This is a genomic window from Antrihabitans cavernicola (genome assembly GCF_008297975.1).
In the GTDB taxonomy this organism is placed as follows: Bacteria; Actinomycetota; Actinomycetes; order Mycobacteriales; family Mycobacteriaceae; genus Antrihabitans; species Antrihabitans cavernicola.
Window position 1 is genome coordinate 66,736 of sequence record NZ_VLNY01000016.1, and the last position, 12,541, is coordinate 79,276.

14 protein-coding genes are annotated in these 12,541 nt (G+C 65.1%); 7 read left to right on the forward strand and 7 right to left on the reverse strand.

Translation table 11 applies throughout. From position 1 onward, the window contains the following. Positions 1 to 48 precede the first annotated feature (48 nt). Complete coding sequence (locus FOY51_RS23320; RefSeq protein WP_149432671.1) at positions 49 to 882, forward strand: SCO6745 family protein; 834 nt, start codon at positions 49 to 51, stop codon at positions 880 to 882. On the opposite strand, the gene cysC is transcribed toward FOY51_RS23320, so the two are convergent. From cysC to FOY51_RS23340, 4 genes are all read right to left on the reverse strand, one after another. After that, the gene (gene cysC, locus FOY51_RS23325; RefSeq protein WP_149432672.1) at positions 879 to 2,813 is read right to left on the reverse strand and encodes an adenylyl-sulfate kinase; all 1,935 of its coding nucleotides are present in this window, start codon (positions 2,811 to 2,813) and stop codon (positions 879 to 881) included. The two genes, FOY51_RS23320 and cysC, sit on opposite strands and share 4 nt — an antisense overlap. Next, a complete protein-coding gene (gene cysD, locus FOY51_RS23330; protein ID WP_149432673.1) occupies positions 2,813 to 3,733 on the reverse strand; it encodes a sulfate adenylyltransferase subunit CysD in 921 nt (306 codons plus the stop codon). The genes cysC and cysD overlap by 1 nt, the downstream gene beginning before the upstream one ends. Further along, positions 3,730 to 4,533 carry a trehalose 2-sulfotransferase gene (stf0, locus tag FOY51_RS23335; protein WP_149432674.1) on the reverse strand — a complete coding sequence of 268 codons (804 nt, stop codon included), beginning with the start codon at positions 4,531 to 4,533 and terminating at the stop codon, positions 3,730 to 3,732. Before stf0 ends, cysD begins: the two co-directional genes overlap by 4 nt. Before the next feature lie 93 nt (positions 4,534 to 4,626). Further along, positions 4,627 to 5,964: a sulfatase family protein gene (locus FOY51_RS23340; protein ID WP_149432675.1), complete on the reverse strand. Its 1,338-nt coding sequence runs from the start codon at positions 5,962 to 5,964 to the stop codon at positions 4,627 to 4,629. 44 nt (positions 5,965 to 6,008) lie between these two features. Here FOY51_RS23340 and FOY51_RS23345 point away from each other — a divergent pair, with 44 nt between their 5' ends. Further along, a complete protein-coding gene (locus FOY51_RS23345) occupies positions 6,009 to 6,884 on the forward strand; it encodes a formylglycine-generating enzyme family protein (protein ID WP_149432676.1) in 876 nt (291 codons plus the stop codon). On the opposite strand, the gene FOY51_RS23350 is transcribed toward FOY51_RS23345, so the two are convergent. From FOY51_RS23350 to FOY51_RS23360, 3 genes are read right to left on the reverse strand one after another with little or no spacing between them, the layout of a single operon-like run. Then, on the reverse strand, positions 6,853 to 7,314 hold the full coding sequence (locus FOY51_RS23350) for a hypothetical protein (protein WP_149432677.1): 462 nt from the start codon (positions 7,312 to 7,314) through the stop codon (positions 6,853 to 6,855). The two genes, FOY51_RS23345 and FOY51_RS23350, sit on opposite strands and share 32 nt — an antisense overlap. A gap of 12 nt (positions 7,315 to 7,326) precedes the next feature. Continuing rightward, positions 7,327 to 7,977 (reverse strand): LuxR C-terminal-related transcriptional regulator, encoded by a 651-nt coding sequence (locus FOY51_RS23355; protein ID WP_149432678.1) that lies wholly within the window; start codon positions 7,975 to 7,977, stop codon positions 7,327 to 7,329. Next, positions 7,974 to 9,269 carry a sensor histidine kinase gene (locus tag FOY51_RS23360; RefSeq protein WP_149432679.1) on the reverse strand — a complete coding sequence of 432 codons (1,296 nt, stop codon included), beginning with the start codon at positions 9,267 to 9,269 and terminating at the stop codon, positions 7,974 to 7,976. Before FOY51_RS23360 ends, FOY51_RS23355 begins: the two co-directional genes overlap by 4 nt. Before the next feature lie 91 nt (positions 9,270 to 9,360). Here FOY51_RS23360 and FOY51_RS23365 point away from each other — a divergent pair, with 91 nt between their 5' ends. The 5 genes from FOY51_RS23365 (at position 9,361) to FOY51_RS23385 (ending at position 12,536) form a co-directional block, all read left to right on the forward strand. Continuing rightward, positions 9,361 to 10,029 carry a TrmH family RNA methyltransferase gene (locus tag FOY51_RS23365; protein WP_149432703.1) on the forward strand — a complete coding sequence of 223 codons (669 nt, stop codon included), beginning with the start codon at positions 9,361 to 9,363 and terminating at the stop codon, positions 10,027 to 10,029. Next, complete coding sequence (locus FOY51_RS23370; protein ID WP_149432680.1) at positions 10,026 to 10,946, forward strand: RNA polymerase subunit sigma-70; 921 nt, start codon at positions 10,026 to 10,028, stop codon at positions 10,944 to 10,946. Before FOY51_RS23365 ends, FOY51_RS23370 begins: the two co-directional genes overlap by 4 nt. Before the next feature lie 65 nt (positions 10,947 to 11,011). Then, positions 11,012 to 11,560, forward strand: coding sequence for a dihydrofolate reductase family protein (locus FOY51_RS23375; protein WP_149432681.1), 549 nt, complete (start codon positions 11,012 to 11,014; stop codon positions 11,558 to 11,560). Between the two features lie 14 nt (positions 11,561 to 11,574). Beyond that, entirely contained in the window at positions 11,575 to 12,186 is a 612-nt protein-coding gene (locus FOY51_RS23380) for an AAA family ATPase (protein WP_149432682.1), read from the forward strand. A gap of 89 nt (positions 12,187 to 12,275) precedes the next feature. Next, positions 12,276 to 12,536: a barstar family protein gene (locus tag FOY51_RS23385; RefSeq protein ID WP_235916676.1), complete on the forward strand. Its 261-nt coding sequence runs from the start codon at positions 12,276 to 12,278 to the stop codon at positions 12,534 to 12,536. Positions 12,537 to 12,541 lie beyond the last annotated feature (5 nt).

Genomic DNA, 12,541 nt, shown 5'->3' on the forward strand with positions numbered 1-12,541 from the left:
GAGAGGCTGTTCACGAGGTACAGCCACAACAACAGGAGCTGACCCGAGATGCCGCAACCGAAGTCTGTCGCCCGCCGCCTTTTCCAGCTGACCGAGCCGATCTGCCTGGTCAACTTCTTCTCCGACGAGCCGAACGAGGCCCTGAGCGCCATCGGGTTCCCGAATTATTGGGACGGTTACTTCGCGAGTAGGTCCGCGCCGCTGGGTCGGGTCCCCGCGGAGGTGGTGCACGCAGCCTTCTACAACTTCGGCGACGGCGAAGCGGCGCGCCACATTCCGAGCGTGTGGGAGACGGCTACCCCTGACGCGGCGCATGCCGCTCGCATGGCGGGTTGCGTTGCAGCGCTGCGAAGGATCCTCGGCGATCTGGTCGAAACCCGTGGCTTTGCGCGCGCCGCCGAGCTCATGGCCAAGGCTGCGGTCAGCGCCCCGATCGAGGGGCGGGTCATGTACGCGGGGCTCCGCGCGCTCGAGGTGCCGACCGAGCCCGTTGCTCGGCTCTGGCATGCGGCCAACATGCTTCGCGAGCACCGCGGCGACGGTCATATCGCTGCTTTGGTCACCGAGCGGATCGGGGGGACGGAGTCGCACGTGCTGAGTGCACTCGACAGCGGCATCTACCCCGCGGAGACCTTCGGCAGGATCCATCACCTGCCCGCGGCCCGGTTGGCCGAAGTCATGAACGGCCTGCGTGCCCGCGCCATTCTCGACGACGACGGCCGGTTCACCGACGCAGGCCGAGCGACCAAGCAACGCATCGAGTCGCTGACCGATGAGCTGGCGGTGGCACCCTACGACTGCTTGGAGCCGAGCGAGCTGGATGAGCTGATCGCCGAGCTGGAGCCGATTGCCGCGGCCCTCGATGCCGTCGGCTCGGCTTAGGCCTGGAGTTCGCGTCGATGCGCGGCCGTGCTGACTCTCTCCCTTGCCGCAAGGAGATCCAGGACTTGGGCGACGAGGTCGTCGATGTTTGCGCCGGTGGTGTCGATGACCAGGTCCGGATTCGACGGCGCCTCGTACGGCGCGTCCACGCCGGTGAGCCCCTTCAGCTCGCCTGCTCGGGCTTTCGCATATAGCCCCTTGGGGTCTCGGCGCTCGCATTCCGCGAGCGGAGTGCTGACATGCACCTCGATGAACGGCAGCTTCGCGGCGTCGTTGAGCGCCCGGGCGATGGCCCGATCGGACTCCAACGGCGATACCAACGACGCCAGGGCGACGACGCCGGCATCGGCGAACAGTCGGGTCAGGTGACCGACCCGGCGAATGTTTTCGGCACGGTCACCTGGGCTGAAGCCGAGGTCGTCGGAGAGTCCGTGCCGCACGTTGTCGCCGTCGAGCAGGTAGGCGACGCGACCGTCCTCGACCAGAGCCCGCTCCAATGCGACTGCCACCGTTGACTTTCCGGATGCCGGTAGACCGGTGAACCAGATGGTGGCGCCACGATGTCCGGTCGCCGACCACCGATGCGCACGGTCCAGCGACGACGGATGCCAGCGCACATCGGTGCGCTGCTGCGCGCCCGGCTTCACCTCGCGGGGCTCCAAGATGGTGCCCGCACCGATGGTGTCGTTGGAGTTCTCGTCGATCAGGATGAATGCGCCGCCGTCGCGATTGTTCGCGTATTCGTCGGCGATCACGACCGAGCTGGTGCGCAGCGTGATGGTGCCGATGTCGTTGAGCGCCAGCGCAACCGGATTGTCGTGCTCGTCCAGGGTCTCCGGGTCCAGCAGGGTATGGAGTGCCTGCACGGTGGCGCGGACGGTTCGGCTGGTGTGCTTGAGTGCCAGCCGATCGCCCGCGCGCAGCGGCGTCTCGCCGAACCAGCAGATGGTGGCGTCCAGCTCGCGGGCCAGGACGGGGAGGTGCGCATCGTCGCTGCCGCTGACCAAGACGTCGCCGCGGCCGATGTCGATGTCGTCCGCCAGCTCCACCGAAACCGACAGCGGTGCAACGGCAGTGGTGCGATCGTCGTCCAGGGTGTCGAGAGCGGTGACGGTGCTCTGCGCGCCGGCCGGTAGAACGGTCACCACATCGCCGACGGCGAGGGTGCCTGCCGACAGGCGACCGGTGTAGCGGCGTCGCTCGGCAGGAGCGGAGCCTGCGGAGCGACCAGAGGGCACTGCCACGGGACGGGACACCCACTGCACCGGCAACCGGAGCTCGCTCGGTTGCGCATGCGGCGCAACCAGTTCCACCGATTCCAGATAGTCCAACAGCGTCGGACCCGAGTACCAGGGCGTGTTGTCGGAACGGTTCACCACGTTGTCGCCGTGCTTGGCGGCGATCGGTATGACCAGCAACTCCACACCGCCGAGGCGATGCGCGAGAGCCTGCAGATCGGCCTCGACCTGCTTGAACCGCACCTCGTCGAAATCGACCAGATCGATCTTGTTCACCGCTGCCACAAGGTGTTTGACGCCGAGCAGAGTGGCGATTCGGGCGTGCCGTCGAGTCTGGCGCAGCACGCCGGATCGAGCGTCCACCAGTAGGATTCCCACATGTGCGTTGGAGGCACCCGTGAACATGTTGCGGGTGTAGGCCTCGTGGCCAGGCGTGTCGGCCAGGATGTAGCTGCGCGACTGCGTCGAGAAGAACCGATACGCGACGTCGATGGTGATGCCCTGCTCACGTTCGGCACGCAGCCCGTCGGACAGTGCAGCAAGGTCGGGCTCGCCGGCCTCGTCGGTCACCGATTCCAGGTGGTCGAGCGGCAGGCTGTCGGTGTCGTAGAGCAACCGGCCGATCAGGGTGCTCTTGCCGTCGTCGACGGAACCTGCGGTGGCCAGTCTCAGCAGCTGTCGGGTGGTGGTCATCAGAAGTAGCCCTCCCGTTTGCGGTCTTCCATTGCTGCGGCCGACGTCCGGTCGTCTGCGCGGGTTTCGCCACGCTCGGAAACTGTTGCGGCGGAAATTTCGTCGATCACATCGGCGATCTCGGTGGCACGCGAGCGCACCGCGCCGGTGATGGTCAGGTCGCCGACCGTGCGATAGCGGACCCACTCGACATTGGCGGTCTCGTTGGGGCCGGGCTGCACGTGTTCGGAGGTGGCCAGCAGGATGCCGTCGCGCTCGAACACCTCGCGCTCGTGTGCGAAGTAGATGGGCGGCAGCTCGAGCTGCTCCAACTCGATGTAGCGCCAGATGTCCAGCTCGGTCCAGTTGCTCAGCGGGAAGACCCGCACCTGCTCACCGCGTCGAATACGGCCGTTGTAGATCGACCACGGTTCCGGTCGCTGCGCCCGCGGATCCCATTGGCCGAATTCGTCACGGAAGCTGAGCACCCGCTCCTTGGCGCGGGCGCGTTCCTCATCGCGACGAGCGCCGCCGAAGGCCGCGTCGAATCCGCCTGCCTCCAGCGCGTCCAGCAAGGTGCGCGTCTGTTGGCGGTTGCGGGAACCGCTCGGTCCGCCGACCTCCTGCACGCGACCGGAGTCGATGGCCTCCTGTACCGAGCCGACGATGAGCTTGTGATCGCCCTGGGCGAGGCGGCGGTCACGGAACTCGATGACCTCGGGAAAGTTGTGTCCGGTGTCGACATGCAACACCGGGAACGGCACCGACGCGGGCCGAAAAGCTTTCTCCGCCAGCCGAAGCAGCACGATCGAGTCTTTGCCTGCCGAGAACAGCAGCACCGGTCGTTCCAGTTCGGCGACCACCTCACGAATGATGTGGACCGACTCGGCCTCGAGAATCCGTAGTTCGTCGACGCGTCGGGTATCGAGTGATGCGGTCACAGGGGCAGTCCTTCCGTAGCGGCTTCGGCTCGGTAGCGATCGACCCAACCGTCGGAGCGCTGATCGGCCTGGCGTTCCAACGCGGGCGGCGGAGCCAATTCGCGATCGAGCCCGATGGCGTCGAGCACCCTGGCGATGGTCTCGGTCGGTTGCTTGGCGAGGACCGGGTAGCTGACCTCGATCGGGTCTATTCCGTTGTCGGCGAACCACTTCGCCCAACCCTGCTCCTGATCGCGCAGAATCCGAACCAGGTGGGCGATGCCGCCCGCGTGGTACTCGGCCTTGGCGTCCGCGTCGGGTTCTGCGCGACCCCGCCACACCTGGGTTTGCACTGCGCGCCAGAACGACACGGCTTGTGACACCACGTCGGGTCGGAAGACGTGAATGAAAACGATGTTGTCGCCCAGCACATCTCGGATTGCCGAGTGGAGGTCGGTGCCCGATCGATCGGGCAGGCCCGCCGCGCGATTCACCAGCAGCGGCGTCTGATTCCACATCAGCTTGCCGCCCCACACACCGTTGGGTGTGCGACCCGCCCGCAGAATCCGATCGCGCCACTCGGTACTGGTTTCGGTGTCGACCGTGCCCGGGCGCAGCGGTGCGAGCAATCGCAGAATCGACTCGTCGGTCACATCGGCAAACCACTCCCGCGGCTGCGGCGCAAGACTTGTCGACGGCAGGTACTGAAAGAACTCCTGCGGCTCGCCCGCTGCACCCGTTGCGCGCAACGATTCCACCAGTAGTGTGCTGCCACTGCGCTGCGATGCGAGTACCAGATATCCCCGTGGGTGCTCGGCCATGCCGGGAATACTAGAGGTGATTCAAAGAGTATGCGTACCAGCGGTATTCATTCTCGGTGAGGTTAAATGTTGCCTCTCAGCCGTGGGTGTGCATCAGTCGTCTATACCGCGTTCGGCAGCATACGCGGCGCGACTTCGGACGGCCAGATTGTGAATCTTCGCGTAGTCGTGCGTGTAGCGGTCGGAGATGCGGTTGCCTACGAACTCCGACGGCAACACGTCGCCGGTGCTGTCGCGCCAGGTGTAGAGCCGCAGTGCAAGTTCCTCGGCGATCTGCTCGTAGCCGTCTCGTTCCAGCAGATTCACCATCTCGCCGGGGTCGGCGCGCAAATCGTAGAGTTCGCGTTCGGGCCGTGCGGCGGTGACGTCGGATGCGACAGCCTGACCGGACGGACTGTCGGCGATGTCCCACGGCAGGTCAAGCATGGGGCGCGGCGCGTAGTTCTCGATGTAGCTGTAGTCCTTGGTCCGAACAGCGCGAATCGGGTCGTACGAATCGTGGTAGGTCTTCGACGTGAATACCTGCTGACGTGCGGTTTCCTCGGTGATCGTGAGCAATTGCGCGGCATGCGAGACGCCTTCGATGTCGTCGCCGATCTCGATTCCGAGCAACTCCGACAAGGTCGGGACCAGGTCGACGCCGCTGAACAGATCGTCATACACCCGCGGTGCCAGGCCGCGATCGGCGGGTGGCCGTACGATCAGCGCGATGCCGGTACCCGGTGCGTAGAGCGTCGATTTCGCACGCGGGAAGGCAGGTCCGTGGTCGGTGAGGAAGACAACCCAGGTGCTGCGATCGAGTCCGGTGTCGGCGAGCGTGTCGAGCAACTGGCCGACGGCGGCGTCGGCGACCGTGATGGAGCCGTAGAAGTCGGCCAGATCGCCACGTACCGCCGGCGTATCGGGCAGGTACGACGGCACGTCGATGGTCGCAGTGTCGGCCGGCGTGTACCGATCGGCGGGGTACGGCCGGTGGGTTTCGAAGAATCCCGCGGTGAGGAAGAAGGGTTCGGGGTGGTCGCCGCGCAACCACTCCTCGGACTTCTCGACGACGTACTCGCAAAACGAGTTGGACACGTCGAATTTGTCGAAGCCGAGTCGCGTCGGGAACGACGTCTCGTGTTGCATGCCGAAAAGAGCTGTGTGCCAGCCAGACTCGGAGAGCAGGTTCGGCAGGGTGCGTACGCCGGGGCGGTATTCCCAGCCGTGGTGGGCGAGTCCGACCAGTCCGTTGCTGTGCGGGTATCGACCGGTGAAGAGGGATCCGCGCGACGGCGAGCACAACGGAGCGGTCGCATGTGCCTGGGTGAACAGAATCCCTTCGGCGGCCAAGGCATCGAGTCGTGGACTCGCGACGGCGGAGTGACCGTACGCGCCCAGGTGGCGGCCCAGATCGTGCCAATGAATCAGAAGGACGTTCTCTGCGGGCACGGCAGTCCCTTCGTTGCGAACGGTAGTGGGGTATCAATGAGGGTATGGCGAAGCACTGTTGCACGCCCGCGCGGGCAGAGGGTGAATCGCCCGAGCAGCGCGAGGTGCGATGTGGCGGGAGCGCCACGACCCTTCCGATCGCGGGCGGACGCTTCCTGATGGGCTCTGCCGACCCGGAGGCGTATCCGGAGGATCGGGAGGGTCCGGTGCGGCAGGTCGACGTCGAGCCGTTCGAGATCGGGGCGACCACGGTGACCGTCGCGGAGTTTGCGGAGTTCGTCGGTGTCACCCGATATGTCACGGATGCAGAGCAATTCGGCGATTCGCTGGTGTTCGTCGGCGCATTGCCCGACGCCGACGACTCGCCCGTCCTGGCGGCAACGCCCTGGTGGCGAGTGGTGACCGGCGCCGATTGGCGACGTCCGTCAGGGCCCGCGTCGAGCGCTGTTCCCGACCACCCGGTGACGCACGTCTCGCGCCGCGACGCGGCGGCGTACTGCGCGTGGACCGACACCGTATTGCCCACCGAAGCGGAATGGGAGTTTGCGGCGAGGGGCGGACTGGTGCAGCAACCGTTTCCGTGGGGCAGCGAGCGCTACCGCGACGGGCGTGAACAGATGAACGTGTGGCAGGGCGAGTTCCCCGGCAACGACAGCGATGCCGTCTACACCCAGCCTGCACGCAGCCACGCGGCCAACGGATTCGGCTTGTACAACTGCACCGGCAACGTGTGGGAATGGACCACGGGCGTGTTCGATCCGCTGCGACGAGACGAGCGTGGGGTGATCAGGGGCGGATCGTATCTGTGTCACGACAGCTATTGCAGGCGCTACCGCACGTCGGCTCGGTCCGGTGTCACCGTTGACACGTCGAGCGGGCATATCGGGTTCAGAGTCGTCCGGCGTCCGGGCACAGCATGATGCGCCCACGGTCGTGCGGGTCGACGCGAACGGGTACGACTGCACCCACAGCAAGCCGATCGCGATCGATCGGCGTGACGTCGAAAACGATTCTGCCGCTGTAGGACTCGGAGCCGGGCACGGTGAGCTGCAATTGCAGCTCGGTGAGTTCGGAGTGGTGATCGGTCTGCTGGACCGGATGCGCATCCTCGATGCGAGCCCAGCCTTCGAGGCCGTGTGTCAACAACCGTCGATCGGCTTTGGTGGGCCGGTTGGCGAGCATCATCGCGACGCCGAGCCCGAATCCGAGGAGGCCGAGCAGTCCGGCGATTTGATACTGCAGGGTGCCGGGCGGGGTGTGCTGCACCAGCCACCCGGCCCAGATCGCGAAAATGATCGCGTACCCAGCGCAAACGCCGAGGACGGCACGAAAGATCCGCGGATGGTTCATCAGACTTCAAGGCTAGGCCAGGGACTTCAGCACCGCCAGCACGCGGCGATGGTGGGCATCGGACGGCGGCAGGTCGAGCTTGGTGAAGATGTTGCCGACATGCTTCTCGACGGCGCGATCGGTGACCGTCAAGGCGTCGGCGATGGCCGAGTTGGACAGCCCCTGCGCCATCAGATTGAGTACTTCGCGTTCACGAGGAGTCAGCCGCTCCAGCGATTCGCGTTGCCGTGAGGACCCCATCAGTTGGCTCACCACCTCCGGATCGAGCGCGGTGCCACCCGATGCGACACGCGTCAGGGCGTCGACGAACTCGCTGACATCGGCAACGCGATCTTTGAGCAGATAGCCGACACCGGCAGCATTTCCCGCGAGAAGTTCGGCCGCATAACGGGTTTCCACCCATTGCGAGAACACCAGGACGCCCATGTCGGGATACTTGCGGCGAAGCTCGATCGCGGCGACCAGGCCCTCGTCGGTGAAGCTCGGCGGCATCCGCACATCGACGACCGCCACGTCCGGACGATGCTCGTCGATCGCCGGTCCGAGGTCGACGGCGTCGCCCACCATCGCCACCACCTCGTTACCGCGGTCGATCAGCAACTGCGCCAGGCCATCTCGCAGGATGACGCTGTCCTCGGCGATGATGATTCGGAGCGCAGTCATCGTGAGCCTGACATCGGGAGTGCGATCGTCACGACTGTCGGGCCGCCGCCAGGGCTCACGACGTTCAACGAGCCGTCGACCGTGCTGGCGCGAGCCGCGAGGCCGGTCAGACCGGTGCCCGCAATCGGATCGGCGCCGCCGGTTCCGTTGTCGCGCAGGGTGATGACGAGGTCGTCGTCGATGGTGGCGACGTTCAGCCACGCTGCGGATGCGTTGGCGTGCTTGGCGACATTGGTGAGCAGTTCGGCCACGGAGAAATACGCTATCGCCTCGATGCCGTGTGTCGGGCGAACAGGCAGCGCGACGTTCAAATCGACCGGCACCGCACTGCGCGACGCCAAGGTTTCGAGCGCATGCGGCAGTCCCAGATCGAGTGCGGGCGGGTGGATTCCGCGAACCAACTCGCGGAGTTCTCGCAACGCATCCTTGGCGTTGGCATGTGCGTCGGAGATCAAGCTGGACGCGTCGTCGCCCGACGCGATCTTCTCCTCCGCGCGACCGAGAGCCATTGCCATGGTGACCAATCGGGCTTGAGTGCCGTCGTGCAGATCGCGTTCCACCCGACGCAGCGTGGCCGCTGAATCTTCGACCGCGGTGGTGCGTGTGTCTTGCAGTTGCCTTACCCGCTTGTCGTAGTCGGTCTGCCCGAGCAGTGCGTGCACCAATGCCTTGTCCAGCGCGACCAGTGCGCGAACGGGCCACGGCGCCAGGAAGACACAGACCACACCGAGGGCGGCAAACGCGAGCGTGGCAGGCCAGGTCTCGATGTACATGTCGCCGAACTGCACGAGGGAGTGATGCGCGACGCCGTTGGAATCGATGTTCTGCGGGTTGGCCAGCCACCACGGAATCGGCGAGATGGCGACGAACGCGGAGATGACGACGAACAGCAGCACGAAGTAGGCGAGCACAACGCCGATCACGGATTTCGCGACCAGGTAGAGAATGCCGCGCCAGCCGACTCGGTCCGTCAGTCCGGCCTTGATGAAGTTGAAGAATCCGGGTTTCGGCCGAAACGGTGCAGGGACCTCGACTGGCGACTGCAGGAGATACTCGCAGAGCCAGCGATAGATGTGACCCCACACGCGGCCGCCGAGGATGGTGCCCGCAAGGACAGGGATGCCGACCAGGGTGATCGCGAAGAACAGGCCTGCGCCGAAGCCGAGCCACAGGTAGGCGATGCCGAGGGTGCCGAGCACCAGGCCGACCAGCAGATATGCCAGCTCTCGCCATGTGCGGGCCTCGAACGGGGCTCGCAGGATGGTCATCGGCACGGATTCAGTTTGGCTCATGGGTACGACTTTGCTCGGCTACGGGCGCGCGATCGATGGTGTGAACTGGCGAATCGGTGGTAGTGCCAGCCCCACCGAATACCCTGACCGCATGACCGAAGCGGAGCATCCCGGGCCAAGCGAATGGGGCGAGAATCCCAACGGCGTGGGGCCGTGGGTCGAGGAACACGGCGAGCCGGTGCCGACGGATCCGCGATACGACCCCGACTTACTGGCGGAAGGCGACCGCCGCAACGTCGTCGACGCGTACCGGTACTGGACGCGCGAGGCGATAGTCGCCGACATCGACCAGCGCAGGCACCCACTGCATATCGCGATCGAGAACTTCGGCAACGACGCCAACATCGGCACGGTGGTGCGGACCGCGAATGCGTTTGCCGCTGCGGTGGTACACATCGTGGGGCGTCGGCGCTGGAATCGCCGGGGCGCCATGGTGACCGACCGCTACCAACACATCGTGCATCATCCCGAGACGTCGGATCTGATCGAGTTTGCCCGTGCCGCAGGGCTGGTCGTCGTCGCAGTCGACAACACGCCCGGCTCGGTGCCGTTGGAAACCGCTGAGCTGCCGCGCAATTGCCTATTGCTGTTCGGGCAAGAGGGGCCCGGCGTCACCGACGACGCGAAAGCCGCTGCCGCGATGACGGTGTCGATCGCGCAGTTCGGGTCGACGCGCAGCATCAACGCCGGTGTTGCCGCAGGCATCGCTATGCATGCCTGGGTGCGAACTCACGCCGATCTCGAAAAGGCTTGGAAGTGAACGAGATCGAGTTCGCCGGCCTTGTCGACGAGCATAAGCGCGGTTTGCATCAGCACTGCTATCGCATGCTCGGCTCGCTTCACGATGCCGAGGAAGCCTTGCAGGAAACGTGGATCGCGGCGTGGAAGGGTATCGACGCGTTCGAGGGTCGCAGCAAGGTGCGGACGTGGCTGTACACGATTGCCACTCGATGCTGCCTACGGCATGCCGAACGTCAGCCGCCGCGCCTGCTGTCTTGGGAGCACGGTCCGTCGCGGGAACCGGAGGACGACCTTGGCGAGCCGATCATGGACTCGATCTGGCTCGACCCGTGGCCGTCGGATCCCGGCGAGGCTGCGCCGCGACGGGAGACCATCGGCCTCGCCTATGTTGCTTCTCTGCAACATCTTCCACCGAATCAACGGGCGGTGCTGCTGCTGAGTGAGGTGCTGGCGTTCTCGGCTGCGGAGGTCGCGGGGATGCTCGACACCTCGACTGCCTCGGTCAACAGTGCGCTGCAGCGAGCTCGCGCGACGGTGTCCACCCGGGTCACGGCCGAGCCGGTCGTGTCCGACGACGAGCGCGTGCTGCTCGACTCGTTCGTCGATGCCTGGGAACGCGCGGACGTGGACGCGTTGGTCGAGATGCTCAGCGAGGGTGTCAAGTTCACGATGCCACCGCTGCTCGCCTGGTACGACGGTCGCGACGCCGTACTCGGTTTCGTCGAACGCAAGGTGTTCGCCACGCAGTGGAAACTGGTGCCGGTGGTGGCGAACGGGCAGCCCGCGTACGCCTGCTATCAGGGCCCGGACTTCAAGCTCGGTGCCATCAACGTGCTGACCGTCGAGGACGGCAAGATCAGCTGGATTGCCGCGTTTGTCGATCCGGCTGTCACCGCGCAGTTCGGACTTCCAGAATATTTTCCCGCCGACCGATGATTTTCGTGGATGGCCCGTCTCTAAACGAGTAGAAACCACACACTCGACCGAGAGGACATAGGCAAATGCGCAACATCGTCGTCAGCAACATCGTTTCTTTGGACGGCTTCTACGAGGGTCCCACCAACGGCGTGATGGACCTGCCTATGGACGGCGCGTTCGACGCGTACAACCTGGAGCGGATTCGCGCGGCGGGCACCGTGCTGCTCGGCGCCAACTCGTATCGGTTGTTCAACGGATTCTGGCCGGCGATGGCGGAACACCCGGATGCGACCGACGTGCACCGTGCTTTCAGCAAGGCCTACGACGACGTCGACGTTGTGGTGGTGTCCGACTCGCTCACCGTCGTCGACGACGCGCCCTGGGCTGCGCGGACGCGGGTGATCGGGCGAGACGAGGTCGCGTCGTTGGAGGGCGAGATCGTGGTCTTCGGTAGTCGGACGATGTGGACGGGACTGCTGGAGAGCGGGCTGGTCGACGAGGTGCATCTGATCGTGGGCGCGCAAGCACTAGCCGGTGGGACGCCGCTCTTCGGTGCTCCAACTGCCTTGCACCTGAAGGAAACACGGACGTTCGCGGATTCGGATAACGTGTTGATGGCGTACACGATCTGAGGGGTGGGCTGCACATGCTGGTGTGGATCAACGGCGCGTTCGGGGCGGGAAAGACGCAAACGACGTTCGAGCTGCACCGTCGTGTGCCGGGATCGCACGTCGCGGATCCTGAGCTGATCGGGCATGCGCTGCACAAGATGCTGCCGCCGGCTGCGCGCCTCGATTACCAGGACAGGCCGCAGTGGCGGTCGGCTGTGACGAGGACGCTGATCGATGCGGTGGAGGCACACGACGGTCCGGTGATTGTGCCGATGACGTTGGTGAACGGTGCGTACTTCGACGAGATTGTGGGTGGGCTCCGCGCCGCGGGCGTCGATGTTCGACACTTTGCGCTGATCGCCTCACCGGAGACGTTGCGGTTGCGGCTGCGAAGTAGAGCCAGCTTCTTGATGGCGAAGGTGGTCGGACGAGGCGAAAATTGGGCGATGGAGCAGATCGACAGGTGCGTAACGGCGCTCGCGACAGACAAGTTCGCCGTGCATGTCGACACCGATGACCGCGAGATAGACGACGTTGTCGAAGAAATCGCGGAGCGTGCAGGGCTCGAATTGACCGAGCCGAGGTTGCCTGCGGCTCGATACCAGTTGCGGCGCTTGACGGTTGGGTTGCGGCATATTCGGTTGTAGGTGCGCGGGAGTGACAATGAAGTACGTGATCGATGGCGCTCGAATATCGAGCCTCGACGACGTTTTCGTGCTTGTCGGCGAATCGGTGCGTGGCGAAGGTGGTTACTTCGGCCGGAATCTCGAACGGTCAGTTCTGTTTCGTTCTGCGCAACAGCGATAACGCGCGAGATGCGCTCGGCTACGCCGAGACGGTTCGGCAGTTGACCGACCGTCTCGCCCATTGCCATCCGACGAACCGGCAGCGGGTTGGTGCCGATCTCGACCGTGCGCGCGCCGGTGAGGGGTCGACAGCATTCGATTGGCTGGTCGACACCTTCAAGTTCCGTGGTCTGCGTCTCGAACTGCAGTAGCGGTC

What these genes read in the sequence shown, in the direction of transcription:
- FOY51_RS23350 (WP_149432677.1), bottom strand. Translation starts at nt 7,314, where the DNA reads ATGAACCATCCGCGGATCTTTCGTGCCGTCCTCGGCGTTTGCGCTGGG.
- FOY51_RS23365 (WP_149432703.1), top strand. Translation starts at nt 9,361, where the DNA reads ATGACCGAAGCGGAGCATCCCGGGCCAAGCGAATGGGGCGAGAATCCC.
- stf0 (WP_149432674.1), bottom strand. Translation starts at nt 4,533, where the DNA reads ATGGCCGAGCACCCACGGGGATATCTGGTACTCGCATCGCAGCGCAGT.
- FOY51_RS23355 (WP_149432678.1), bottom strand. Translation starts at nt 7,977, where the DNA reads ATGACTGCGCTCCGAATCATCATCGCCGAGGACAGCGTCATCCTGCGA.
- FOY51_RS23345 (WP_149432676.1), top strand. Translation starts at nt 6,009, where the DNA reads ATGGCGAAGCACTGTTGCACGCCCGCGCGGGCAGAGGGTGAATCGCCC.
- FOY51_RS23380 (WP_149432682.1), top strand. Translation starts at nt 11,575, where the DNA reads ATGCTGGTGTGGATCAACGGCGCGTTCGGGGCGGGAAAGACGCAAACG.
- FOY51_RS23375 (WP_149432681.1), top strand. Translation starts at nt 11,012, where the DNA reads ATGCGCAACATCGTCGTCAGCAACATCGTTTCTTTGGACGGCTTCTAC.
- FOY51_RS23360 (WP_149432679.1), bottom strand. Translation starts at nt 9,269, where the DNA reads ATGAGCCAAACTGAATCCGTGCCGATGACCATCCTGCGAGCCCCGTTC.
- FOY51_RS23320 (WP_149432671.1), top strand. Translation starts at nt 49, where the DNA reads ATGCCGCAACCGAAGTCTGTCGCCCGCCGCCTTTTCCAGCTGACCGAG.
- cysC (WP_149432672.1), bottom strand. Translation starts at nt 2,813, where the DNA reads ATGACCACCACCCGACAGCTGCTGAGACTGGCCACCGCAGGTTCCGTC.